The sequence below is a fragment of the Lentimicrobium sp. L6 genome (genome assembly GCF_013166655.1).
Taxonomy (GTDB): domain Bacteria; phylum Bacteroidota; class Bacteroidia; order Bacteroidales; family UBA12170; genus UBA12170.
Map to the genome: position 1 here is coordinate 1 of NZ_JABKCA010000001.1, position 25,707 is coordinate 25,707.

General features: G+C 34.1%; 28 protein-coding genes. 18 read left to right on the forward strand and 10 right to left on the reverse strand.

The genetic code is table 11. The annotated features are described in order from the left end of the window. The first annotated feature begins 811 nt into the window (after window positions 1-811). From HNS38_RS00005 to HNS38_RS00040, 8 genes are all read left to right on the forward strand, one after another. Window positions 812-1,813, forward strand: a complete 1,002-nt coding sequence (locus HNS38_RS00005; protein WP_172278188.1) for a T9SS type A sorting domain-containing protein — start codon at window positions 812-814, stop codon at window positions 1,811-1,813. Window positions 1,814-1,846: 33 nt separating this feature from the next. Further along, window positions 1,847-3,730 carry an RHS repeat-associated core domain-containing protein gene (locus HNS38_RS21015; RefSeq protein ID WP_172345789.1) on the forward strand — a complete coding sequence of 628 codons (1,884 nt, stop codon included), beginning with the start codon at window positions 1,847-1,849 and terminating at the stop codon, window positions 3,728-3,730. A gap of 12 nt (window positions 3,731-3,742) precedes the next feature. Continuing rightward, on the forward strand, window positions 3,743-4,189 hold the full coding sequence (locus HNS38_RS00015; protein WP_172278180.1) for a hypothetical protein: 447 nt from the start codon (window positions 3,743-3,745) through the stop codon (window positions 4,187-4,189). Window positions 4,190-4,425: 236 nt separating this feature from the next. Beyond that, window positions 4,426-4,731, forward strand: coding sequence for a hypothetical protein (locus HNS38_RS00020; protein WP_172345790.1), 306 nt, complete (start codon window positions 4,426-4,428; stop codon window positions 4,729-4,731). Window positions 4,732-4,813: 82 nt separating this feature from the next. Further along, window positions 4,814-5,479, forward strand: coding sequence for an RHS repeat domain-containing protein (locus HNS38_RS00025; protein WP_172278176.1), 666 nt, complete (start codon window positions 4,814-4,816; stop codon window positions 5,477-5,479). Then, window positions 5,461-6,051, forward strand: a complete 591-nt coding sequence (locus tag HNS38_RS00030) for a hypothetical protein (RefSeq protein WP_172278174.1) — start codon at window positions 5,461-5,463, stop codon at window positions 6,049-6,051. The genes HNS38_RS00025 and HNS38_RS00030 overlap by 19 nt, the downstream gene beginning before the upstream one ends. 1 nt (window position 6,052) lies before the next feature. Further along, the gene (locus HNS38_RS00035) at window positions 6,053-6,460 is read left to right on the forward strand and encodes a hypothetical protein (protein ID WP_172278172.1); all 408 of its coding nucleotides are present in this window, start codon (window positions 6,053-6,055) and stop codon (window positions 6,458-6,460) included. A gap of 172 nt (window positions 6,461-6,632) precedes the next feature. Next, complete coding sequence (locus HNS38_RS00040; protein ID WP_172278170.1) at window positions 6,633-7,070, forward strand: hypothetical protein; 438 nt, start codon at window positions 6,633-6,635, stop codon at window positions 7,068-7,070. Between the two features lie 80 nt (window positions 7,071-7,150). Here HNS38_RS00040 and HNS38_RS00045 read toward each other — a convergent pair whose 3' ends face one another. After that, window positions 7,151-7,822, reverse strand: a complete 672-nt coding sequence (locus HNS38_RS00045) for a hypothetical protein (RefSeq protein WP_172278168.1) — start codon at window positions 7,820-7,822, stop codon at window positions 7,151-7,153. Between the two features lie 307 nt (window positions 7,823-8,129). Between HNS38_RS00045 and HNS38_RS00050 the strand changes: the two genes are divergently transcribed. The 9 genes from HNS38_RS00050 to HNS38_RS00090 all read left to right on the forward strand — a co-directional run bounded on the left by HNS38_RS00050 (window position 8,130) and on the right by HNS38_RS00090 (window position 15,536). Beyond that, entirely contained in the window at window positions 8,130-8,648 is a 519-nt protein-coding gene (locus HNS38_RS00050) for a transposase (protein ID WP_172345791.1), read from the forward strand. 125 nt (window positions 8,649-8,773) lie between these two features. Continuing rightward, window positions 8,774-9,166, forward strand: a complete 393-nt coding sequence (locus tag HNS38_RS00055) for a hypothetical protein (RefSeq protein ID WP_172345792.1) — start codon at window positions 8,774-8,776, stop codon at window positions 9,164-9,166. A gap of 144 nt (window positions 9,167-9,310) precedes the next feature. Next, on the forward strand, window positions 9,311-10,489 hold the full coding sequence (locus HNS38_RS00060) for a hypothetical protein (protein WP_172345793.1): 1,179 nt from the start codon (window positions 9,311-9,313) through the stop codon (window positions 10,487-10,489). 383 nt (window positions 10,490-10,872) lie between these two features. Further along, complete coding sequence (locus tag HNS38_RS00065; RefSeq protein ID WP_172345794.1) at window positions 10,873-11,202, forward strand: transposase; 330 nt, start codon at window positions 10,873-10,875, stop codon at window positions 11,200-11,202. A 259-nt stretch (window positions 11,203-11,461) separates the two neighbouring features. Next, window positions 11,462-11,767, forward strand: a complete 306-nt coding sequence (locus tag HNS38_RS00070; protein ID WP_172345795.1) for a hypothetical protein — start codon at window positions 11,462-11,464, stop codon at window positions 11,765-11,767. Beyond that, a complete protein-coding gene (locus tag HNS38_RS00075; RefSeq protein ID WP_172345796.1) occupies window positions 11,760-13,052 on the forward strand; it encodes an RHS repeat-associated core domain-containing protein in 1,293 nt (430 codons plus the stop codon). Before HNS38_RS00070 ends, HNS38_RS00075 begins: the two co-directional genes overlap by 8 nt. Window positions 13,053-13,067: 15 nt before the next feature. Next, window positions 13,068-13,493, forward strand: coding sequence for a hypothetical protein (locus HNS38_RS00080; protein ID WP_172345797.1), 426 nt, complete (start codon window positions 13,068-13,070; stop codon window positions 13,491-13,493). Between the two features lie 97 nt (window positions 13,494-13,590). After that, entirely contained in the window at window positions 13,591-14,454 is an 864-nt protein-coding gene (locus HNS38_RS00085) for an SUMF1/EgtB/PvdO family nonheme iron enzyme (protein ID WP_172345798.1), read from the forward strand. 395 nt (window positions 14,455-14,849) lie between these two features. Further along, on the forward strand, window positions 14,850-15,536 hold the full coding sequence (locus tag HNS38_RS00090; RefSeq protein WP_172345799.1) for a hypothetical protein: 687 nt from the start codon (window positions 14,850-14,852) through the stop codon (window positions 15,534-15,536). 167 nt (window positions 15,537-15,703) lie between these two features. On the opposite strand, the gene HNS38_RS00095 is transcribed toward HNS38_RS00090, so the two are convergent. From HNS38_RS00095 to HNS38_RS00125, 7 genes are all read right to left on the reverse strand, one after another. Continuing rightward, complete coding sequence (locus HNS38_RS00095; RefSeq protein ID WP_172345800.1) at window positions 15,704-17,017, reverse strand: dihydrolipoamide acetyltransferase family protein; 1,314 nt, start codon at window positions 17,015-17,017, stop codon at window positions 15,704-15,706. Between the two features lie 193 nt (window positions 17,018-17,210). Continuing rightward, window positions 17,211-17,801, reverse strand: coding sequence for a hypothetical protein (locus tag HNS38_RS00100; RefSeq protein ID WP_172278162.1), 591 nt, complete (start codon window positions 17,799-17,801; stop codon window positions 17,211-17,213). Between the two features lies 1 nt (window position 17,802). Further along, on the reverse strand, window positions 17,803-18,609 hold the full coding sequence (locus tag HNS38_RS00105; RefSeq protein WP_172278160.1) for a metallophosphoesterase: 807 nt from the start codon (window positions 18,607-18,609) through the stop codon (window positions 17,803-17,805). A 32-nt stretch (window positions 18,610-18,641) separates the two neighbouring features. Next, a complete protein-coding gene (gene lnt, locus HNS38_RS00110; protein WP_172345801.1) occupies window positions 18,642-20,177 on the reverse strand; it encodes an apolipoprotein N-acyltransferase in 1,536 nt (511 codons plus the stop codon). Continuing rightward, on the reverse strand, window positions 20,170-21,111 hold the full coding sequence (locus HNS38_RS00115; RefSeq protein ID WP_172278156.1) for a tRNA-dihydrouridine synthase family protein: 942 nt from the start codon (window positions 21,109-21,111) through the stop codon (window positions 20,170-20,172). The genes lnt and HNS38_RS00115 overlap by 8 nt, the downstream gene beginning before the upstream one ends. Window positions 21,112-21,172: 61 nt before the next feature. Then, window positions 21,173-22,303: a glycosyltransferase gene (locus HNS38_RS00120; RefSeq protein WP_172278155.1), complete on the reverse strand. Its 1,131-nt coding sequence runs from the start codon at window positions 22,301-22,303 to the stop codon at window positions 21,173-21,175. Continuing rightward, a complete protein-coding gene (locus HNS38_RS00125; protein WP_172278153.1) occupies window positions 22,300-23,337 on the reverse strand; it encodes a lysylphosphatidylglycerol synthase transmembrane domain-containing protein in 1,038 nt (345 codons plus the stop codon). The genes HNS38_RS00120 and HNS38_RS00125 overlap by 4 nt, the downstream gene beginning before the upstream one ends. 13 nt (window positions 23,338-23,350) lie before the next feature. On the opposite strand from HNS38_RS00125, the gene ruvC reads away from it, so the two are divergent. After that, window positions 23,351-23,902, forward strand: a complete 552-nt coding sequence (gene ruvC / locus HNS38_RS00130) for a crossover junction endodeoxyribonuclease RuvC (protein WP_172278151.1) — start codon at window positions 23,351-23,353, stop codon at window positions 23,900-23,902. 4 nt (window positions 23,903-23,906) lie between these two features. On the opposite strand, the gene HNS38_RS00135 is transcribed toward ruvC, so the two are convergent. Both HNS38_RS00135 and tatC read right to left on the reverse strand, forming a co-directional pair. Continuing rightward, window positions 23,907-24,680 (reverse strand): outer membrane beta-barrel protein, encoded by a 774-nt coding sequence (locus HNS38_RS00135; RefSeq protein ID WP_172278149.1) that lies wholly within the window; start codon window positions 24,678-24,680, stop codon window positions 23,907-23,909. A 125-nt stretch (window positions 24,681-24,805) separates the two neighbouring features. After that, window positions 24,806-25,666 (reverse strand): twin-arginine translocase subunit TatC, encoded by an 861-nt coding sequence (gene tatC, locus HNS38_RS00140; protein ID WP_172278147.1) that lies wholly within the window; start codon window positions 25,664-25,666, stop codon window positions 24,806-24,808. Window positions 25,667-25,707 lie beyond the last annotated feature (41 nt).

Below are 25,707 nucleotides of genomic sequence, written 5' to 3' on the forward strand. Positions count from 1 at the left end.
CAAAGCCTGATGTTCCAAAGCCTGATGTTCCAAAGCCTGATGTTCCAAAGCCTGATGTTCCAAAGCCTGACAAACCACAATTAAATAGGTTATAACAAAGATAAATATTTATTATATTTGCTATTTTAATCCATATTAAAAATGCAAATTTGATTTATCGCCTTTGTTTAATAAAATATAGAAAAAAATGAATTTATATGCGATAATAATCTTTATAATATTTTTCGGTCCATTTTTTTTCAAGGATCTGAAGTCAGAAAATTTAGTCAAATTCCCTTTGATTCTGAATTTTGTTTTTACATTATATCTATTTCAATTGTATTCTACTGATATATATAAAGATTTAATTTGGCTATTTGAAGAATATTCTACTATTTTTCAAGAAATACAAATTAGTAAAGAATATTTATTTCAAAACCTAATTAAACTATTTGATACTGTTGAATTTATGTTTAACAACTATATTATATACGTAATTGTCTTGTTGGTAACTAGAAAGCCTAAAGGGAGGATTGCTCTTATTAAAATCTTACCAATTTTATGGGTTATGGTGTCAATTAGTTCAATTTTGGCATATAGAGACATAGAAGAATGCCCTAATTTCAAAATCTTTATTCCTTTTGTATTGTTTGTTATAGGATTTTTCTTATTTGGTGTAAATTATTGTTATAAACAGAATTTCATGAAAAGAATTTTTGTGAATGATTAAATGTTTTTAAACTTATAAAATTGTAGGGTCTTACTTAAAATTCCTATTTAAATCCTGTTTAGTGATGCTTCCTTCAAATAAAACTTTAAAAAAAATAAAAACATGAGAAAAAGCGCTTTGTTAATATTTATCCTCATTCACGTATCCGTTTATTCACAATCATGCTTACCAGATGGGATTCATTTTCAAAATCAGTATCAGATTGACCAATTTTCCCAAGACTATCCATATTGTACGAGAATTGAGGGACCTGTTATCATAGGGGATTATAGCATAACAGATTCAATAAGCAGTTTGGAAGGATTAAGTCAATTAACATCATTTGGCGCTCAATTAGCAATTGTAGGAAATGACAATCTTATGAGTTTAGACGGACTGGAATCTGTTCATACCATTGATGGGGCTTTATATTTGTGGTGGAATCCTCGTTTAACGGATATAGATGCCCTTCAATCCTTAACTACTATTGGAGATTATTTAGCCTTAAACAGAATCGATAATCTTATCAGTTTAGAGGGGCTTTCTTCATTAACAAGTATTGGAGCACTCTTAGGAATATATGTAAATAATAGCTTAACAAGTTTGAATGGTCTGGAGCAATTAACATCTGGTCCCACAGATATTCGCATCGGTTATAATGATAATTTAGCAGATATTTCCGGCATCAATAATATTGACCCAAACTCAATAAGTGGTTCAGTAAAAATTTTTAATAATCCAGCTCTTTCAATGTGTTCTAATCAATTTATTTGCGAGTTTATGTCCTTATCTAGTGATTCATTAGATGTACATGATAACAGCGAGGGTTGTAATAATCTGACAGAAATAGAATCTAATTGTGATACTTTATCAGTCAATAATCAAGAGTTCGAAGATGAATTGGTTATATTTCCAAATCCTACAAAAAGATTCTTGACCTTTAAAACACCTCAAGAATCTAAGGTTGATGAAATTATTATTTATGATATGGCAGGTCAAGTAGTAATGGCGTTTGCATCAAATGCTAATACTATCGATATTTCTGGTCTTAGGCATGGAGTTTTTATACTAGAATTAATTTTTGAGCAAACTTCACCTGTTCGTAGAGTTATTGTGAAAGATTAGGGAATCATCAGTACGGGTGACCTATTCAAAACAGTGGAGCAACACACTGCCAATGGAGAGGAAATAGAAATTAAACAAAGCTTCACTTACGACCATGGCAAGCGTTTAATAGAAGCGAGTCGTCAAATTAATGAAGAAGATGAGGTGGTGGTTTCAATTCAAAAGTATAATGAGCTAGGTCAATTAAGCCATAAGAGACTCCATGACGGCCTACAACAAATAGATTACGATTATAATATCAGAGGATGGTTAACCCAAATCAATAATCCCAATAGTTTGGATAATGATTTATTTGCCATGCAATTGGATTATGAAACTGGAACAAATCCACAGTTTAATGGAAACATCAGTTCTGTATCGTGGAGTAGTGAGTATTATGAAGATTTAAAGCAATACGAGTTTGAGTATGATGCTCTAAACCGACTAACAGCGGCAGACTATGCCATTAATGCAGCCTATTCCACTTCTTATGCTTACGATAAAAATGGAAACATCAGCCACCTCTCACGCAATGGGATAGTAAATGAAACAGTAGGTGAAATTGATGATTTGTTCTATGCCTATAATGGAAACCAATTAAAAAGAGTAACAGATTTTGCCACAGGAGATTATAATTCATTTGGGTTTAATGAAGGTGTTGCCAATTACACTATCGATTATGATTATGACGCCAATGGCAATATGATTTTGGATGAAAACAAAGGAATATCAAGTATTTCTTATAACCACCTTAACTTGCCAACTAAAATTAATATTGAAAGAGACGAAAGCAAGCAAATTAAATATATCTACACAGCCACAGGCAATAAGCTACGAAAACAAACCATAGGTAATGCCGCAGAAAACATCACTACTGACTATGTAGGGACTTTCGTTTATGAAACCACCAATGACTTAGAGCTACAATTTATCCAAACCAGCGAAGGCCGTTTAGTACCCAATGCAGGAGGAGGCTATAACTACGAATATGCCCTAAAGGATCATCTTGGCAATACCCGAGTGATGTTCTCCCAAACGGGAGATATATTACAAGACCAAAGCTATTATCCCTTTGGTATGAGCTTAGGGAATGAATTAACTTATCAAAACACCACTGATTCTCCCAAAAATAAATATCTTTACAACGGAAAAGAGTTGCAGACCGATTTTGAATTGGGTTGGTACGATTATGGGGCGAGGTTCTATGATCCGCAGATCGCCCGTTGGCACGTTATTGACCCAATGTATGATCGTCATTATGATTGGACACCATATGCATATGTTTTAAACAATCCGATTATTAATATTGACTTATATGGATTTACTGATTGGAAAGCAATAATGAAAGGTTCGGCGATGGTTGTTGGCGGATTAACTTCGGTGATAGGCGGAGTTGCTATGGCTTCAACTCCAACAGGAGTTGGGCAGTATGCAGGAGGTGCAGCAATAGTTACTGGGGTTCCTACTATGGGAGTTGGAATAGGTATGATAGCAGCAGGAATTAAAGATGATGGAACGGCACAAAATATTCCAACGGGTCCAGGAGAAACGGCTGGTATGGCAGGAGATAAATTAATGGGGAACGAAAATAATGAATTACGAAATGCTGGCTCTGCTCTTGACCTAGGCATTAATATTGCTACAGCAAACCCACAAACAGCAATAGAGGAAGTTGCATTGGGAGTTGACATTGCAATATCAGTTGATAACATTGTTAACAATGACAATAGCAGTACTGGTACTAATACTAGTTCCAAGCAAACAACACAATCAAATAGCAAGTCTGAAAATGGAAATGGAATTGATTTAGTGTTAGGTCAGCATTTGAAGAGTTCTGATCCAGACTATTGGAACACATTAACAAATGAACAGCAAACAGGATATAATCAAGATAGAGTTGATAGATATCAGCAGCACCTTATAAATGATGACAAATAACAAACTAAAAATATGCTTGAAAATCAGGATAATAAAACTGTTAATAGTATGGATGTAAAATTTAAACCAGCTTTTTTAAACAAAGGCTTCCTTTATTTAATTGTTATAGGGCTTATAATAAGTCTAATTATCTTTATTACCTTGAGCATAGACATTACATTTCGGTACATGTTTAGTGCCTTGATTGTCTTTGCTGGTCTGCTTGTTGTGTTTTTTATCAATAGAAATGAGCCAGAGAAAATAGAGATTAAGGATAACAAAATCTATATCACTTTTTTTAATAAGTCATTTTTTAAAAGAAAGCCTATTGATTTTTCTATTCAAGAACTTGAATCTAAAATAAGTGAAAATGGAATTATTCATTTGACTAATAAAGGAAAGTTAATTGCAATAATCAGAAAAGATGCTTTGATGGAAAGTGACTGGAAAGAATTAAAAAAATTGCTGGTTTCAGGCTAATTAAAGACTGGCATATATCTACAATAAAACCCGGCATCGTCCGGGTTTTTTATTTAGCGTAAGCGTGTTTATTTTTAAAATCACGTATAAGGGCACCCGCTAGCGCGGATTTGTAATCCGTGCGTATAACATAGCCAAAACCAACAATAAAAATTTCTATCTTTGATTCATGTCCGATAAATACAAAACGCACGAGCCAGATAAAGCCTATTTTATAACAATGACAACGGTTGGTTGTGAGACAGATAGAGGATGAGCCAGAAAGCAGACGAGAATGGCTATTGCCATTATTGCAAAAATACTGTGAGCATTTAAAGCGAGAACAAGAATATAAATTATGGCAAAGTGGTAATCATTCTAAAGTTATATATACCACAAAGTTCTTTTATGAGAAATTGAATTATATTCACCAAAATCCAGTGCAAGATATGATAGTAGAAAAACCAGAGGATTATTTGTTTAGCTCAGCTAGAAATTATGCTGAGTTGTCGAGCGTTTTAGATATTATATTGGAAACTCCTGAATTGAAGACTTATGTTTAATGATATGGTAAACAGTGTTATATGACGCACGGATTGCAAATCCGCGCTAGCGGGAATTGGCGGTTTGGAAATAAAATATGGTATGGACGATCAAAGGTTATACCAAAAAGCTACTTTAACCAATGGTATTATTAAAGAAAAATACTTTATTGGAGGATTGTACGAAAAAGAAATAACAAACGGGATAGAGAGAGAATTATGCTATATTAGCACTCCAGCTGGTACAATAGCGGTTAAAGAATCCAAAAACAATACAGATAAATGGTATTTCTTAACCCACGACCACCTGGGAAGCGTTCATTGCATATTGAATGAAGAAGGAAATATTGAACAGGAATTAAGTTTTGACCCATTTGGAAACAGAATAGATCCTTTAACATGGCAAGCATTTGAAGATGGAACTGAACCCGATTATATATTTGATAGAGGATATACTATGCACGAACATTTAGATAATTTTGATCTAATCAATATGAATGGAAGAGTTTATGATCCTGTTGTTGCACGATTCCTTAGCCCTGATCCTTATGTGCAAGCTCCCGGTTATTCACAAAGCTTTAATAGGTACTCTTATGTGATGAATAATCCACTGAAATATACTGATCCAACTGGAAACAAATGGTGGCATTGTGCTTTGGGTGATGTGTTGTCTGGAGGTGCACTAAGCTCTGCTGCAGTTTTATTTGGGATCCTGTTATTGCAACACTTAATATACAAACTGCAACAGCCATGTCGACAACTTCATTAACAACACTAGCTTATGATCTTGTAAAAAATGGCAAAACCACTCAACTTACAAAAAATGCATTTGCTATTGATCTTGGAATGATGAACAATATCCCTGCTTTTGAGTCACCACAGGCTATTGCTGGCAATTATTTAGCCCATTATAGAAATTTGAATGGAGAAGTATCAAATGTTGAGAATGGCATAGGATATACGTTAGTAAATGGTCCTGGTCAAAGACAAGGTGTAACTTTAGGAGGATATATAAATGGATGGGGTATAAGACAGGATTTCAAACAAGATCCTTTATTTGTTCATGAATTTGGTCACACAATTCAAAGTAAACTAATAGGTCCAATGTATTTGCACTCCGTAGGAATTCCTAGTGGTTTAAGTGGAATTTTTGACTATGAAACTAACACAATAACACATGACCATAATAAAACTTGGTTTGAAATAAATGCTAACCAGTTTGGACAAGCTTTTTTTACCCCAACTTATCAGGTTGGAGATTCTCCATCACAATATCCAAGAGATTATAATGAAATAGATTGGAATTGGTTTTTATTATTTAATCCATTAATACTACTGTAAAATGAAAACTATAATAAAAATTGTATTAATCGTAATAGCGTTGAATTTTATCAGCTGCGAAAAGCTAATACCTGATAGATTGTATTCAATTTGGACTGTAAATAATAGTAATTATATCGTTTATAGAGAGAATAGTGTTTTACACCCTGACACATCGTTAATCGGAAATTATAATGATGTAAATTTAATAAATCCGGGGGAGCGATTATCTATTGATAGTTTTGATCCATGGGAGGATAGGTTTAGTGAGGTTTTCAAAAATGACACCTTAATAGTTTTTTTTATTAATGTTGATACAATTGCCAAATATGGATGGGAATCAACTAAACGTGATTACAGAATTATTGAAAGAAGGGAATATAGTAAACAAGATTTAGCTAAGCAAAACTGGATGATTTATTTTCCGTAACTCATCACTAATATGGCAAAGGGTATGTCAGATATTAAAGTGCCATAAAGTAAATATTTTTTTTACCTGAAGAAAAAATTAAATATAAAAAAACAAGATACTTTATTACAAAAAGATCAGAAATTCTAACTCAATATGGTAATAAATATTATTAACGATAATAAGTAACAATATGAAAACAATTCTTAAAAACAGTTTAATATCAATACTATTAATTCTAACAATTGGTGCCTGCAAAAAATACGATGAAGGCCCGGCAATTAGTTTACGCTCCAAAGAAAAAAGGCTTTGCCAAACATGGAAGAGTAAAGAAATGTATAGAAATGGTGAAGTTGAGGAGGTCAGCAATAAAAGTTTGTATATGAAATTAGAAAAAGATGGTTCTTACTTGATAACCGCAACTTATAATAATAGTGACGGATCTGTAGTTACAAACGATTATACCAGTGAGTGGAGATGGGCAAATAACAAAGAAGATATAGAAATTAGAAGTTTTTTAGATATAAATTCATGGGATACCTACCATATCAAGCAACTTAAATATAAAGAGATAATTCTTGAAAGAGATTATAAAGGCGATCTAATGCGCTATGTATATATAACAGAATAATTTCACTTTTGAAAATTTAGCTATAAAAGCAGGTGTAGAAATTAGGGCTATACCTGTTTTTATTGTTTTAATTAGAAATGTTAAAAGTATACATAAAAAGTTACATCAATTTCCTGATCTTTGTATAAATAATAAGAATTGTTAATATCGGGATAATACCAAGTTGTGTTATCGTAATAAGCCATAATGCTATATACATTACTGCCATACTCCATTGCAGGAATATTTTCAAATGTTAAAAAGCCATTTTCGTTAGCAGTCCCAGTAAAATAAGCTTCAGCCAGTAAATCATCAAAATTATATTCTATGTTTGTGAAATTAGGGTGAGGAATTAACGCTATTGATATATTGGGATAAGTCTCAAAATTAACTATTGAAATATTAACAGTTCCAGCATTAGAATATGGGTTCACCTCAATTGTTTTGTTTTCACCCGAAATAACTTGGAAATACTCTTCAATAGAATATTTCAACTTTCCTAATTGTGAACTCGCTCTACATCCGTATTCACCTTCTAACAATTTTCCTGCATCAATAATGCCACTACTACCAGTTGTACTACTTACAAGAGTATGAGAGGAAGAGGAAAAAATTTCCACATCGGCATTTTCCACAGCATGTTGATTATTATCTATAATTTTTACGGAGATAGCTGCACTGTTTGTTACTACAGTTTCATTGTCGGTGCATTCGTCTTTGGTGCAAGATGTCATTATTACAAATAAGACAAATAATAGGTTTAGTTTTTTCATAATGTGTTTTGTTATTGAATCGATATCTTCAGGGAACAAATATAATAAAAGAACTTATTAAGTTTGGATGTATGGTAAAATTATTTCTTGATATATTACTTTAGCGGAACGGTATTAAATTTGCCCATCCAGAAATCATTATGAATTGCCTAGTTTATTCGATGTTACACCCGCTAGCGCGGAAAGCTCTACTGAGTGTATCATCAGTATGTTTTCCGTGCGTATAACAAAATAAAAAAATCCCTATCTTTGTTATATGTCCGACAAATATTAAGCGCACGAAGCAGATAAAGCCTGTTTCATAACTATGACAACGGTAGGCTGGGTTGATATTTTCACTCGAAAGAATCACAAACTAGCTATTGTTGATTCGCTAAAATATTGTCAAGAAAACAAAGGATTGGAAATATACGGTTGGGTATTAATGCATAGTCATTTACATCTCCTTTGCAGAGCGGCAGAAGGCTTGAGATTATCGGATATATTACGAGATTTTAAGAAATACACATCGAAAAAGATTGTGAAACAAATTGAAGATGAGCCAGAAAGTAGACGAGAATGGATGTTACCTTTGTTGCACAATTTTTGTGAGCATTTAAAGCGAGAGCAAGAATACAAACTTTGGCAAAGCGGTAATCATGCTAAAGTTATATACACAACAGAGTTCTTTTATGAGAAATTGAATTATATTCACCAAAACCCAGTTCAAGATATGATTGTTGAAAAACCAGAGAATTATTTGTTTAGCTCTGCACGGAATTATGCTGAGTTGTCGAGCGTTTTAGATATTATATTGGAAACACCTGAATTGAAGACTTATGTTTAATGGTTTGGTAAGCAGTGTTATATGGCGCACGGATTGCAAATCCGCGCTAGCGGGATTTGGCGACTCACCATTTCTTCTAGATGTTGGATATAATCAAGGAAATATAAATTTTAAGAAATAAAAAAATGAAGAATATCTTATTGGCAGTTCTTATAATACTGATTTTTGTTTCAATTCTTATTTTTACTACTAAGAAGGATAAAAGGAAGATGAGTGAAATTAATACTGAATATACTTTACTTGAGAATGCAGATGGATTAGATGGGGACATTATTGATAAATTTGATTATCATGCTCATCAGTTAAGGGATCCAATATCTGTTTCGAGAGTTTCGCTTAATGGGATGAAAATTAAAATTATTGCTGATGAAGTAGAAGGAAGGACTGGCTTAGGTATAAATGAAATCATTGAAGTAAGGGATCATCTTTTAAAGAAAGAGTATAGCGATACATTAGTTATACAGAAACAAACTGGAGTGAAATATGTTTTGTTGATAAGGAGTGTGCTTTATGATTGATTTGGGATTATTTTTTTATAGTATACGAGGTGTCTTGCCTCATAATGATTTAAACTCTGGAGATGTATTTGTTAAACTTGTATTGATATTTAAATGCAAGTTTAAGGAGATTTGTTAAGGTTAAATATTTCTGAAAATAAAAAAATGATAAGAAAATTATATTTTATACTAATTATTGTAATAATAATTAGTTGCAAAAAAGACGAAGAAGTTGAAACCCCAATATTGGTTGATAAAGAATATGTTGGAGATATAGTCAATCCTCCTATAAGTGAGTTAGAATCATTTCTAAATGAGAATTATACTATTATTAGAGGGAGTATTACACTTAGTAAATATGATTCATTACCTAATCTGGGTTACTTTACTAATGTAAAGGAAGTAGATGGTAGTATTATATTAAGTCAATTGCCCATTATTTCTTTATCTGGATTTGATAATATTGAAAAAGTATCTGGTAATTTTCAATTGTATTCACTCCTAATAAAAAATTTAGATGAATTATCTAATTTGCAAATTCTCAGTGGGGTCCTAGAGCTAAGTGATTTACCGCTTACTGATTTATCTGGATTAAACGGTGTTCAGGCACTAAAGTCAATTATGCTTAGAAATATTGAAGTTGAATCTTTAAATGAGCTTCATCCTGATTTAACCATAAGTAGCAGTATAAGTATTATAAAAAACACCAAATTAAAAAGTATCGATATTTTTAAGAATGTTAGTAAACTAAATGGGGATTTGATAATTAGGGGCAACGATAGTTTAAGTATTCTCGATGATTTTGCATCATTAAATGAAATCAAGGGTTCGTTTTGGTTATCTGAAAATCCTGGTATCGTTTCCTTATCAAGTTTTAATAATCTGTCAAAAATTGGCAAGAATCTGCAAATTAGTTTGTTTAATGGAGCAACTTTTCAAGGGTTTAATAGCTTATCAGAAATTGGAGGCTTATTAGTTATTCGTGATAATGAATTAATTACTACCCTAGATGGTTTTGAGGCCATTAAAACAATTGGGGGGGATTTAACTATAATGAATAATCCATTGATTACAACTTTATCAGGATTTAATGGATTAGAAAGTATTGGTCAGATGTTTAATATAGTTCAAAATGCAGGTTTATTTAGTCTTGAAGGGTTTAATCAGCAAGTTAATTTTATTCGCGGTATTAATATAGAAAGCAATTTGAGTTTAGAGAACTACTGTTCTATTTCAGATTATATTTTACAACAAGGAAATGGTGGATACCCTTATCAGGTTCATTCTAATTTGTACAATCCACAATACGTTGATTATTTAGATGGGAATTGTGCAATGCAATAACTTATAAAGATTAGTACTTTTTATAAATATGGGTATGTTGAATAATACTTCCTTAGCTCGTTGGAATGCTCTATTGAGTTCAATCTAAGTAAGATATATTAGCACTACTTTTACTTTCGTAATTCAGTTTTAGCAAAGTATTACCAAATTTACCAATATGAAATCAATAACAAAATGGGCAAGTTTTATAATCATTATAATGATTGCAGGAGTATCTTGCAAAAAAGACAAAACAGCACCAAGTATTAAAATCCTTTCTAATGTGTATAATGAAACACAATCCCGCTAGCGCGGATTTGCAACCGACTGCAAGGAGCTCAGCGAAGCTAATCCGTGCGTATAACATAGCCAAAACCAACAATAAAAATTTCTATCTTTGATTCATGTCAGATAAATACAAAACACACGAATCAGATAAGGCCTATTTTATAACAATGACAACAGTAGGCTGGGTTGATATTTTCACTCGAAAGAATCACAAACTTGCCATTGTAGATTCTTTAAAATATTGTCAAGAAAACAAGGGATTGGAGATATACGGTTGGGTATTGATGCATAGTCATCTACATCTCCTGTGCAGAGCTGCAGGAGGCTTTAGGTTATCAGATATTCTGAGAGATTTTAAGAAATACACATCGAAAAAGATTGTGAAACAAATTGAAGAGGAGCCAGAAAGTAGAAGAGAATGGCTATTGCCATTATTACAAAAATAGGGTGAGCATTTAAAAAGAGAGCAAAATTATAAACTGTGGCAAGATGGTAATCATGCTAAAGTAATATATACCACAAAGTTCTTTTATGAGAAATTGAATTATATTCACCAAAAACCCGCTAGCGCGGAAATGTTTTCCGTGCGTATAACAACAAGATACCAATCAATTTATTAAATTTCCTATATTTGTTTTATGTCAGACAAATACAAAACGCACGAGCCAGATAAAGCCTATTTCATAACTATGACCACGGTAGGTTGTGAGACAGATGGAGGATGAGCCAGAAAGCAGAAAAGAATGGCTATTGCCATTATTACAAAAATATTGTGAGCATTTAAAGCGAGAGCAAAAGCACAAGGTCTGGCAAGATGGAAATCATGCAAAGGTAATTTATAGCACAGAGTTCTTTTATGAGAAATTAAATTATATTCACCAAAACCCAGTGCAAGATATGATAGTAGAAAAACCAGAGGATTATTTGTTTAGCTCAGCTAGGAATTATGCTGAATTGCCTAGTGTATTGGATGTTGTTTTAGAAACTCCTGAATTGAAGAATTATGTTTAATGGTTTGGTAATCAGTGTTATATGGCGCACGGATTGCAAATCCGCGCTAGCGGGATTTACAGGCCATGAACATATTGATTTATTCGAGCTTGTAAATATGAATGGAAGGATTTATGATCCCGTTATAGCTAGATTTTTGAGTCCAGACCCATTTGTACAAGCACCTGAAAATTCTCAAGGTTTAAACAGGTATTCCTATGCCTGGAACAATCCTTTAGTTATTATAGATCCATCTGGATACATAAATAGAACGCAGTTTGGAGCTATGGTTGCTGGTATGATTGTTTCTGCAGCAATTATTATTGCGACAGCAGGTTCAGCTAGTCCCGCTGTAGCTGCAGCTTGGGTAACCTTGGCTGGCGCAGCTGGTGCTTTAACAAGTGGTATTATTATGATGATAAATAGTAAGGTGTCGTTTAGTCAAGCCCTCCCCTATCTGTTTATGTCAACAATAATTGGTGGCTTATCTGGTGCAATTACTGCAGGTATAGGAGATATTAGTTTGTTTAAAAGCGAATTTTTGAACTTGATAGCCCGGATTCCTATGCATGGAACTTATCAAGGACTAATGAACATAACTCAAGGAGGAAAGTTTTTACATGGAATGATTGCAGCTGCAGCTGCTCAGTTAGGAGGAGCGGTAGGCTATATCAATGATATATCTGAATCAGCAACTGTTGGGTTGAATATGATAGTTTCGGCAGTTTTGGGTGGAGTAGCAACAAAAATGACAGGTGGTAATTTCGCCAACGGGGCAATAACTGCATCTTTTATAGTGTTATTTAATCATTATGTACATTCTCTTTTTAGAAGAAAATTGGCTGATAAAATTAGAAACTCACAATATTGGGGTGTTGACCATGAAGGAGTAGCTTTGCCAAACCATTACTATAAAGCGGTGGCAATGTATATTGATATTGGGGGTACTTTAACTGGTGCAGAGGCAGATACGGGAGTGTTTTTTATATTGGCAGGAAAAGATAAAGGTAGCTTTGTTGCATTTAAAGAAGTAGCTGGTGGTGCTAGCCCTAGTGGTGGTATTGGAATTGAGTTTGGCAGAGTTGATTTTTCAGGTCCTGCAGACAAATTTAGCAGTACTGACTTATTTGGAATGAGAGTGAAAAGTTGGGTTTCTGTTTCAGTTGCTGATATTGGTAGAACTACAGGTTACACAATAGCTGGTTATGAAATTACAACTACTTCAGTTACCTTGGGCATTTCACTTTCCCCTTTTGGACCCTTTAGTGGAGGGTATAACAAGGGTGAGGTTAAACCATATCATTAATTTAGAATAATTAAAATGAAAAATAGTATAATACCTGGAATTGTTATTATGTTAGGGTTTATTATTTTCGGAATAATAGATTACTATTTAAATAAAAATAAGATAGAAAAACTTATGGAAGAATATAGTGTTACCTATCCAAGTTTAAGTTATCAGGATGAAATTAATTCAACTGTCAAGAGTATTTTTTTTGGAGACCCCGTTCTTAGGAAATCAACATTCACAATTTATGTTGATTTTCAAAATGAACAAAAGAAGACCATTTCAGCAGTAACTGAACCTATTGGCCAACATCTGCTTTATAACTTGAAAATAGGCTCATTAGTATTAAAAGCTAAAAACTCATCCACTTTTCTTTTAGTTGATATCACTAAGCAGGATACAATTAAATACCACTTGATTGATAAGACAGGTCGAGAAATTAGTAAAAAAACAAATTAATAGTAGTGAATATAATTAGTTTAAAAAAGATTAAGGGAAGTGCAATAAAGAAAAGAGATAATACTACCAGTATTTAACAATGTATAAAAATTTGATTATGATTCAATACTTCAAGAATCTTAGGGGAATGGTAATCATTGCCTTAGTTATTTTGTCATCTTGCCATAAAGACAAAACAGCGCCAACCATTAAAATCCTTTCTAATGTGTATAATGAAACACAAGCCATGAAAGGTGATACCATTGTATTCCAAATATCAGCAGAAGATAAGGCTGGGGTAAAGGAATTAAAACTATTGGAGGATGGTGTATTATTACATAGCTCTCAAAGTTCCAGTTTATCCTATGATTGGTTTACCGCCGAAGTGGATAGTGGCCGTCATCATTTTACTATTATTGCTACAGATGAGGAAGATAATCAGTCGGAAGACAAGCTTTGGGTATATGTAAACGAGATAAGCTTTGCTAGAGTTGAGGGAGGCACATTTATCATGGGCTCAAACAATGGTGAAGATGATGAAGGACCAGAGCATAGTGTTACACTAGATGGTTTCGAAATCATGAAAACCGAAGTTACTGTAGGCCAATTTGCATGTTTTTTAAATGCAATCAACTGCCCTCTCGATGGCATGGTAGATGGAAAAAGGTATTTTTATGATAATATATTGAAAGCTTATTTTGTTGCCAAGACCTTTCCTTACAAATTACATCCAGGCCTGGAGAATCGACCTATTTCCACAATTACATGGTATGGAGCCCAAGCTTTTGGACAATGGTTAGGTGGAAGGTTGCCTTCAGAAGCAGAATGGGAATTTGCTTGTAGGGGTGGTAATCAGAGTCAAAATTACTTATATAGTGGTAGTAATGATGCAAACGAGGTAGCCATATTGAATAGTAGCAATGATTATTTCGTAGCTTCCAAGCTCCCAAACGAATTAGGGATTTATGATATGAGTGGGTGATTGATGGAATGGTGTTATGATTATTATGGAGAGGACTATTATTCTCATAGTGAAGAAAACAACCCTATGGGTCCAATTGAACCAAGTGACCCTGAATATGATTTTAAAGTTCGAAGAGGCAGTAACCAAGGTCCTAGTGCTAAAGGATGTACCTATTACAACAGAGAGCGAGATGTAATTATTTTTTCTATAATATCAGAAGTTCACTCTACTGGTTTTAGAGTTATTCGGCCTATATATAAATTTTCATTCTGCTAGTTATCCTAGGGGGGCAAATACGCTAAATCTTAATAAGTTTCCTAAGTGTAAATAATACAAAAAGCTTTTTTGTAAGCCCTATTTTTCAACAGCTCCCTATTATTCTTTATTTTAGCGGCACAATAAAATCCATTCATATGAAAAAGTGCCTCTTTGTATTATTACTCTTTGCTTATCATTTCACGAGTTCGGCTCAAGAAACCAAATCCTTCTTCTCTGTAAAGGGAAGCTACTCTATACCCGTGGGTGATTATGCCGCTTATGATTTGGATAAAGGAGGCTTTACAACTGAAGGAATAAGCCTTGGGGCAGAAGGAGCATGGTATGTTTATAAGAATATAGGCTTTGGCGCAGATATTACTTATAGCCTGCATTCGGTAGATGCTATTGGTATTGCTAATAAAAAGATGGAGGATGCCATATTATTAAATCAATTATATGTTCGGTCTGATCCTTATAAAATGATGACCACTTTGGTGGGCTTTTATTATTCCATTAATGTGATAAATAGATTAACCATCGAACCCAAGCTATTGGGCGGCATGATGTTTGGCAAAAGCCCATGGCAGCTTTTTGAGCAAGAGTTATACCTACTCGGAGAGTCTTATTATAAAATCACCTCCTCAAAAGCTCGATCCTTTGCTTTTAAAGCTGGTGTCAGTTTTAAATATGAATTAAGCTCTTGTTTGGCTCTATCTTTATTTGCTGATTATAGTCAATCTGATTTGAGCTATGGCTTCTATTCTTCTTCTGGTGATTTGAGCTATAAAGATAGAAAGACTGCTTATTTTGATTTTGGGGTGGGTTTGGTATTGTTGTTTTAGTTGATGAAGAATGTAAAAGAAGAGGAACGCTAATTTTTAATTTAGGATTTTGGCGAACTTGCACGAGTTTTGTGATGATTCTAAGCAGTTCTCAAATGCTATGAATATCAGTAAGGGCATAAAAAAACCGGAAGTCTTAACTTCCGGTTGTATAATAAATATAAATATTAGAGTTTCAAATTCATATCGAAGTTTTCAAGATAATCTCTTAAACTTCTCAAGTACATTCCACCTAAAGCACCATCTACAATACGGTGATCGTAGGCCAAAGAAAGAATCATGATGCTTCTAATGGCAATTACATCTCCCTGAGGAGTTTCTATAACTACTGGTCGTTTAACAATAGCACCGATTCCTAAAATAGCAGCTTGTGGCTGATTGATAATAGGGGTTCCGGTAAGGCTATCGAAGCTACCAAAGTTGGTAATAGTGAATGTTCCGCCACTGATATCATCAGGGTTTAACTTGTTGGTACGAGCTCTTCCGGCTAAATCATTAACCGATTTTGCTAATCCTACTAAATTCTTCTGGTCTGCATTTTTAATGACAGGAACAATTAGGTTTCCATCAGGAAGTGCAGCAGCCATTCCTATATTTATGTTTTTTCTGTAAATTATATTTCTACCATCAACGGAAGTATTGATTCCTGGATAGTCACGCAATGCTTTTGCAGCTGCCTCAATAAAGATGGGAGTGAAGGTTATTTTTTCGCCTTCTTTCTTCATGAATGCATCTTTATTCTTATTTCTCCAATTGACGATATTAGTCACATCGGCTTCAATAAATGAAGTCACATGGGGAGAAACTTGCTTGCTCATCACCATATGGTCAGCAATTAATCCACGCATTCTGTCCATTTGCTCAATTCTATCACCAGAACCAACACTAACAGCCGGTGCAGAAATAGTTTTAACAGCAGCTGGAGCTGGACTAGCAGGTGTAGCTACAGTTTTAGCTTCAGCTTTTGGGGCATTATTCCTGGTTTCTAGATAATTGAGGAGGTCTTGTTTGGTCACTCTGCCTTCTTTGCCGCTTCCTGCAATATTGTCTAATTCAGTTAAGCTTACTTCTTCAGTTTTTGCAATGCTTCTCACCAATGGAGAATAAAACTTATCAGAAGAAGAAAAGTCACCCGTCTCTACATGTGCAACGGCTTCAATCTCCGCTTCAATGCTAGCTGCTGCAGCGGCAGGAGTTGCTGTATTAGCTTCTGGACTTTCGTCATCATCTTCTTCATCGCCATCCATAGCTATAATAGCTATTACTTCGCCAACAGCAATAACATCTCCTTCCTCGTAAAGGGTTTTAATGATTTTACCTTCTACTGGAGAAGGAATTTCAGAATCAACTTTGTCGGTAGCAATCTCAAGAATGGCATCGTCTTCGTCTACAGAATCTCCTTCAACTTTGAGCCATTTTGTAATTGTTGCTTCTATGATACTTTCGCCCAGTTTGGGCATGATTATTTCAAATTTTGCCATTTTATTTCTTTATTATTTTGTGTGGATCGATTACCAGATGGTAATAATCCAAATGCGTTGCAAATATACAAAAAAAGAATTTATGTAGAATTATTCTAAATTGAAATTATGGGCTTGTTATGATATTATAGAAAAACTTAACAGTTTTTAAGAAGACAACGGAGTAATCTATGATTGATTAAAGTCCAGTGTCTTAAAAATACCATTTAAAACCTAGGTCGAAGTTGAAAATATGGTGGAGTTTTACCGTTTTATTATCGAAATAAGTATAAAGTCCAAAATCATCACAGCTCAGATCCCAATATATTTCAACAACTCTTCTTTTGCCACTTGTGATGGTGAAAAAGTAATTTTGGCCGATGCTGGGGCCAATCCTATTATTCGCAGGCCACCAATAATATCCCTCAGGGTAAATTCCCTTTTTGTTTTTATTATACTGTTCTCCTATGGCATGTGAGCTGATAAAACCGATATTTATTGGAACGATACTCAAGTTCTCATTTACTCTGAAATGCCAGGGTTTATAATTAGATTTTAAATTAAGGGTAAAAACTCGAACCCCACCAATTCCAGTGGGAAGGTAACCAGCTAAGAAATCTATGGCTATTTTATCGTTAACAAAATCAAAACCCATTCCTCCAGCTATCCATCCAATTCCACCGGCATATTGAAGAGAGGCATGGTCAATATGATACCATTTTGTGGAAGTATCAGAATAAATAATTTGAGCTTTTGTAACAAGGAAAAGACCTAATAAGGCTATGAAGAAAATATATTTTTTCATACTAGAACTCCACCTTTTCCATGGAGTAATCAGCTCTATTATTCGCTGTTTTCCATATTTTAATTTTCAAATACAATCTTTTCTGTGGGCTACTGGTATTGATATATTGAATATCACCATAATAGGGAAAAGAATTTGCGAAATCATGATTATGACCATTTAATTGCATCATGGTTTTTCCTGGGTAATGGATGGCATCTACAAAGGCATCAGAAAGGCCTTCATTAAAATCTACATTGTCTGGAGGTACATGATTTATAATGATAGCTCCATTATAATTGGCGGTATCTTTAAGTTGTTCCTCAAGCCAGGTGATATTTGGTACATTTGAGGCCCAGATAAATTCACGACCGTTGGTGTTTATAAATACAAAATTAAAGCCCTGAAGCATAAATGAATAGTCAAAGGAACCGAACATGTCTAAGTATATTTGACCTCCATTATAATTGAAATCGTGATTACCAACAGAGCACAGATAGGGGAAAGGAAGACGGTCGAATATTGTTTTCATGGCTTCGTATTCTTGCAATACTCCAAAATCGGTCATGTCGCCAGTGAATACCATGAAGTCGATTTCCTGGTCTTGCTTGGCGTGTTCAACCATATCTAGAGTCTCGTCGTAAAATCTTTGTACATCTCCTGTTAGCAAAAAACATATGGTGTCTTTGGGTGGAAGATCTAAAACTTGAATGAGGTTCTTATGATTGCTGTATTTCTCCTCATACGGAACTTTAGTCTCATATGGACTATATTTCACACAAGACCCCAAAGCTAAGGTAATAAGGACATAAAAAAAGATATTTCGCATTCATTCGTATTTAGATTGGCAAAAATATAGAATTATAATGATGACTTATCATTTTGGAAAGATTTATGATATTTTTTCATGCTCATAAGGAAAATAAGGAAAGCTATACTAATGATGAAGTATCGGATTTTAGATTCATTTTGACTAAAGAAAGTAATATTAGATATTAATTGGCATTTCTGACTTAGGATATCTGTAGTTTTATATTTGGTAGATTGTAAAATATTACCTTTCTCGTCAATAAACCCGCTAATTCCAGTATTGGCTGAGCGGGCAATAAACCTTCGGTTTTCAATGGCTCTCAATCGGGAATAGGCAAAATGTTGTCTATGCCCTGGTGTGTCTTGCCACCAATCGTCGTTGGTGATGACTAGAAGAATCTGAGCTCCCTTTCTGGCCATTTCACTAGTGATGTCGGGAAATGCAGATTCAAAACAAATCAAAGTTCCGATTTTCCCTGCAGAGGCTAAATCGAAAACTCGTGCTTCTTGATCTCTACCAAAACTCGCAGAATTGCCACCATCTTTTTCTATTTGCTTCTGAAATACTTGATAAAACCAATCGAAGGGCATACTTTCTCCAAAGGGTAGAAGCTTTTGTTTGTGGCGGGTACTTATGATTTCACCCTCCTCTAAATATAAGGCAGAGTTATAGTTGAGGCTATCTTTTGAATAAAATCCACCAATGAGCTGTTTGTGATGGGTTTTTGTCCATTTCAATAATTTTGATATGCTTTTAGGGTAGTTTTTTTTGCTGACGTCAAAATTTTCTGGAATGGCGGTTTCGGGAAGAACGATAAGAGGTGCCGTCTTTTTGCTATTAAGCTGATGAATGATTCTTTCACTTTGTGCTAGAGGAGTCATGCCATTAAACTTCTCAATATAGGTGTCAATATTGGGTTGTATGACACTAATTTCAATTGATTGGGTAGGTGGAGTTTCTTGGTTTAACAAGTGGTAGGAGAGAAGTAATGGAAGAGAAATCACAAGTGATGTTGAAACGAAAAATATGGAAGTCTTTATATATTTCTGATTCAATAATGATTTAATAAATCTAAATATCAATCCATTAATGATGAGAATCCAAAAGGCGCCTCCATAAATTCCTGTATACTCATACCACTGAATCCAATTCGGGTTATTGGCAAAAACATTTCCAAGGTCCATCCATGGCCATGATAAAGACCAGAATAAATGCATAATTTCAAAACTCAGCCAATAAAAGCTCAAAATAATCTCGATGGGAACTTTTTTCAGTTTTTGCTTGGTGAAATGCCCAAAGGAAATGACAGAAGCCATTAAGAAAGCATTGATGATCCAAGCGCTGATACTTCCAATTACGGTAGAATGAATCATCCAATAAACAGATAGGAGGTGCCATACAATAAAACTTAAAAAACTCAGTAAAAACAGATTCTTCCAATTTCCATTTTGGGTTTTATCAATTAGATAATAAAGCGGGACAAAAGCAAAAACAACCAGCCAAGAATGTTCGGTAATTTCTGGCCACGATATTCCAAGTAATAGACCAGAAATTAAAGCCAATGCTATTTGAACAGTTTTATTCATCCAATTCAAATTGATGGAAAATAAGATCTGTTGCTTTGGTATAGGAAGCCCATGATTTGGATTTCTTAATCAACTTATATACTTTATGGCTATCTACAAAGCTATGAGCTAGGTATTCCCAAACACCCTTCATTTTAGGTACCAACTGATGTCCTTGGTATTTGTTTAAATAATGATTGATGAGTTTTTGATGGAAAGAAGATAAGCTTTCTTTAAGGTTTGTAACTTCACTTCCTTTTGCCAAAAGAGCCAACTGAGGTTTCATAATCAAGCCTCTGCCCAGCATGAACTTTTCTATCTTTCCTTCAAATAATTCTTGAACACTCAAGATTTCTTTTTTAGAATTAAGATCACCATTATAAACCAATGGATGCTTGGATTGTTCTATTAATGGAAGAACTAGCTTAGGCTTTGCATAGCCTTTATACATTTGTTTGGCTGTTCGAGCATGAATGATGATTTCTTTCAAATCAAAGGTATTAAACAGATCAATTAAAGGGAATATTTCCTCATTCGATTCCAAACCCATACGACATTTGATAGAAATTTCAATGGGCATTTGGGGCATAATATTTTCTAAAATCACCTTCACCAAAGCGGGTTGGTTTAATAATCCAGCACCCATATTCCTTTTGCTCACCATTGGGTAGGGGCAACCTAAATTCCAATTGACGGTTTTATGTCCAAGCTCTTTTAACCTTTCGGATTCTTTTAGAATTAGTTCCGAATGACTACTTAAAATCTGAGGCACATAGTTCAAATACTTATTTAAAGGAGATAAGGCATCTTTTAATTGTGAATTTTTGGCATCCTTATGACTTTCGAGTCGAATATAGGGACCAAAATACTCATCTATTCCACCAAAAACTTCATGGTGAACTGAGCGAAAAACATCATCTGTGATACCTTGTAATGGACTGCTGCTTATTATCATTAAAATGGTTTTTATTGATTGCGAAATTAGATTAAAAAATGCTTACCATCACTTCATAATATTACTTTTTATAGATTCTTCCTTTCCATGTGAATCCTTTAAATTGACCAAATATGGCCGAATAACTAATAAAGAATGGATAGAATAGATTTAGAGGGATAAAGACCCACAATAAGTGTTTTTGAGAGGAGTCTGATGTTGCTTTTTTGAGGAATATGAAATCCACAAATCCCTTCAGAATAAATAGATAGACAAAAGTGCTGGGGAGTTGTATTTTAAATATGGAGCCTATGGCGAGTATGACAAGGCTGAGGTTGGCAAGAAAAACGAGTGTTGAGGTAAATATTAGAAATGAGTCTTTATAACCTGCCGATTTGGAAACCCATCTCATTCTTTGATTTAGCCATCCTGAAACATTTTCTTCGGCAGTGGTTGTTATCCAATAGTTTTGGTCTTTAATAAAAGTGATAGCACTAGGTCCAAATCTTCTTTTCACCTCTTGAAGAAGGAATATATCGTCACCACTCTCATATTTATGATTCATAAGGTCCTCTTTCTCTTGAAGCAAAATTTCTTTCCGGAATGCCATATTGGCACCATTGCACATGATAGGTCTTTGTAGACCAATAGCAGCGCCGCCACTGGCGATCAAACTCAATAATTCCAAAGCCTGCATCTTCTGAAAAATGGATGGACTGTGATTTATTCTAATTCCGCCACTGATTAGTTTTATTGCTGGGTTTTCAAAAGCTTTAGTGCATTCTTGAAGCCATAATCTTGAAAATTCACAATCTCCATCAGTACATTGAATAATATCATATTTTGCTAGTGAAAAAGCTTTTCTGAGAGCCATCTTTTTCCCTGTTTCATGACTAGAAAGGGTGTTTAAGGTAATATCTATTTCAGTATTGGATTTTTTAAATCTTTCCATCAAATTTAGGCTGGAATCATCGCTGTGATCATTAATAAGAATGACTTCAAAATGATTTCTTGGATAATCGAGGTCCAAGATGGATTGAAAAAGGGGGGCTAAATTTTCTTCTTCGTTTCTAGTGGCAATAACAATGCTGATTTTCTTTAAACTAGAGGATTTAGGATTATTATCCTGAATTTTAGTCCATGCCCAATAAAACCTTAAAATCACAAAGATATAAAGTAGAACAATAAGCCAACTTAAGATTACGATTATCATTCTTCAGGATTTTTATCTGTTTCCTCTATTAGGTCTTTCTTTCTAATAAACTTTAAGTTAAAGATAAAAGCACCTCCAATTACTGCTGCGAATGCAATATTGATTAACCAAAGTATAGATGTAGCAGCAATTAAACCGAGTTCAAATTCTGCCTGCGAATATTGACCTATCAATTGGAATACAAAAAGGGTGATTAAGGCCCTTACACCCAATTCTGCAACTGCAATACTCGGAATGATAGTGATTCCAAAGAAAACTAAAAACACCACCATCATTCCATCGATTATGGATAAATCGAAGTGAAAAGCCAGTAATAATAAATAGAATTGAACAGAATAGATTAAATACCTAAGGAGACTATAGGACAAAACTTTTACTAATTCATCCATTCTGTATTCAGCTAAAATATTAAGATGTTTGATAATAGGGTATCTGTAAATTCCAAAAGTTCTATTTAGTCTATTCTCAATGCTAGGGAATTTGAAGAATATAATGAGGAGGATAATATCTATACTAAGAATTAGAATTATAGAAATGGCTATCCATATGTTATTCCATTGTAAAAAATCGGTGACTATAGTTTCAGAAAAGTAGATAAGAGCCACACTTCCCATGAGTATGGTTATCAGCAGCTGACTTAAATTCCCAGTAATGGTAGCAACTGTTCCATCAAGTCTATCCCCCTTCTTTAAAATAAAAATTCGACCTAAGTAATCGCCAATTCGGTTGGGGGTGAAAATACTGATGGCTGTTCCTGCAAATACTGCTTGGATGGAATTACTTAGCTTTACATTTTCTATCTTTCGCATGAGAAATCTCCACTTGATGCTTTCAATGAGCCAGTTAAGTGGCATCAAACCAAAAGCTAATAGCAGTAAAAGAGAATCTTTCTTAGATGCATTGAGTACTCCATTGATACTAAATTGTTCTTGATGTTTACTTAGCTCAAAGAACAAGAAAATATAAACTAAACTAACAAGCAATATCTTAAAAAAGAGATTAAAGCTTTTTCGTATTTTTGTAGAAATCTTCACTTAAACATAAATTTTGAAGCAGGATCGAATTATTTTGGGCATTGACCCGGGTACAAATATAATGGGTTATGGTGTAATACACCAGCAAGATAATAAAATAAAGCTGGTTACCATGGGGGTATTGAAATTAGCTGGTTATGATAACCACCCAATGAAGCTTAAGAAAATATTTGAGCGCACATTGGCTCTAATTGATCAGTATAAGCCAGATGAGATAGCTATAGAGGCACCCTTTATGGGGAAAAACCCCCAGAGTATGCTAAAGTTAGGAAGGGCACAGGGAGTAGCTATGGCTTCTGGGCTTTATAGAAACCTTCCCATTTTTGAGTATGCACCTCGAAAAATAAAACAGTCCATAACAGGGAAAGGAACAGCTTCTAAAGAACAAGTTGCCGGAATGTTAAAACATCTATTAAAAATGACAGAAGAGCCAGAGTATTTAGATGCTACAGATGGATTAGCAGCTGCGGTTTGTCATTATTTCCAAAAATCTTATGGGTTTGAAAAAGAATCGTATACTGGTTGGGGTAGTTTTGTAAAGAAAAACCCAGAAAGGATAAAATAATCTTTTACCTAGACCATCTATTTGAACGTCTAGATTTAGATCTATTGAAGCTACCCTGAGTTTCTTTTGCATTGAAAGTATACCTTAAGCCTACAGAGAAGTTCACATAGAAATCATTATCATCGTTACCATTTTTACCGAATCTAGCATCTAGTTTGTCTGAATTAACAAGAAAAAGAGTTCCATCAATAACAATGGTGAGGTTCTCATCAAGGTTGAATGCTCCGCCAAGGCAAAGAGGTAAAACCCATTCACTCACTCTTTTACCATGAGTAGTTTCTTTACCTTGCATTTTTATAGTGTCTAAAGTAGAGCTATTGCGAAGCACAGAATTAAAATCTATTTGCCCATATCCTATTTTCCCATAAATGTAAAAGGGAGTTTGTTCGTTGGCAGGGTATAACAGTTGAGTAAAATTAAAGATTCCTTGAATTATATACTGGTTATAATTATTTTCGAATTGTAGTCCGGGTGTAGAACCTATAAGTTTCCCACTAGAAAATGTGAATTCGGCTCCCCCCCAATCTGTAATCCATTTCCCGGCTGTTAAAGAATAAGCAAATGAACTTTCTTCTCCGATTTTCTTAAATAGATCTTGATCGTGAGAACTTACATCTCCATAAAAAAGGTTGAGCCCAATATTGGCTTGGACATACCAGTGTTTCCAAATCATACCACCTTTGTGAGTATCAAAGCTTCTTTGAGCCATGCTACTTCCACTTATCATAAGTAGAAATGTGATGATTAATAAAGCTTTTTGTGAGATTTTTGATTTCACTGTTAGGTTTTTTTTAGATGCGTATTAAAGAAAAAAATAATCCTATAGAACAAATATATGATCTTTTTTCAATACCACAATGTGCTTAAAGGGAAATATTAAATTTTTAACCCTCGCTTAGTTTGCTATCGACTTCTTTTTTTTTGTGCTCTTTTAGCCATAAATATGCTAAACTCATAAAGCACCATCAGTGGTAAAGTTACTAGTACTTGGCTAAAAACATCAGGAGGGGTGATTAAAGCAGAAAGAATAAGAACGATTACTAACATGTATTTTCTGTTCTTCTTTAGAAACTCAATGCTAACTAAACCTGCTTTTGTTAGGAAGAAAATAACAACAGGTAGTTCAAAAACGACTCCGACAGAGATGGTAACAGTAACTACAGTGCTGATATAGCTAGTTAAGGAAATGGTATTTGAAACTTCTTCGCTAACATGATAGGAACCAAAGAAATTCAAAGCCAGCGGGACGATTAAAAAGTAGGAGAATACTACTCCCGTAATAAATAGGAGGCTACAAACTAATACGGTTCCACCTGAATTTTTTCTTTCGTGCTCATGTAATGCAGGTTCCACAAATTTCCAGAATTCATAAATGATATAAGGAGCGGCCATCACTACACCAGCCATAAAAGAAATATACATATGGGTCATAAACTGTCCAGCCATATTTATGTTGATGATTTTAAGGCTGAAATCGGAAACACAGAAATAGTCGATATTGATAAGCATCCCCAATTTGCATAATAGTTGATTGGTAATGAAATCAGCTTCCTTAGGTGCTAGAATAATAGTATTAAAAACAAAACTCTTATAGATGAAAGCAACAATAGCTAGTAATATGATAGCTACTAGAGAACGCACCAAATGCCCCCTTAATTCTGTGAGATGATCCCAAAAAGTCATTTCTTTCTCATTGGGCTCTTCAGTCTTCGGTGAAGCTGCTTTTCTACCTTTATTCTTCTTTGTGGAGATTGTTTCGGCCATTCATTAAAATTTGAGCAAATATATTCAAATTAAGATTATAA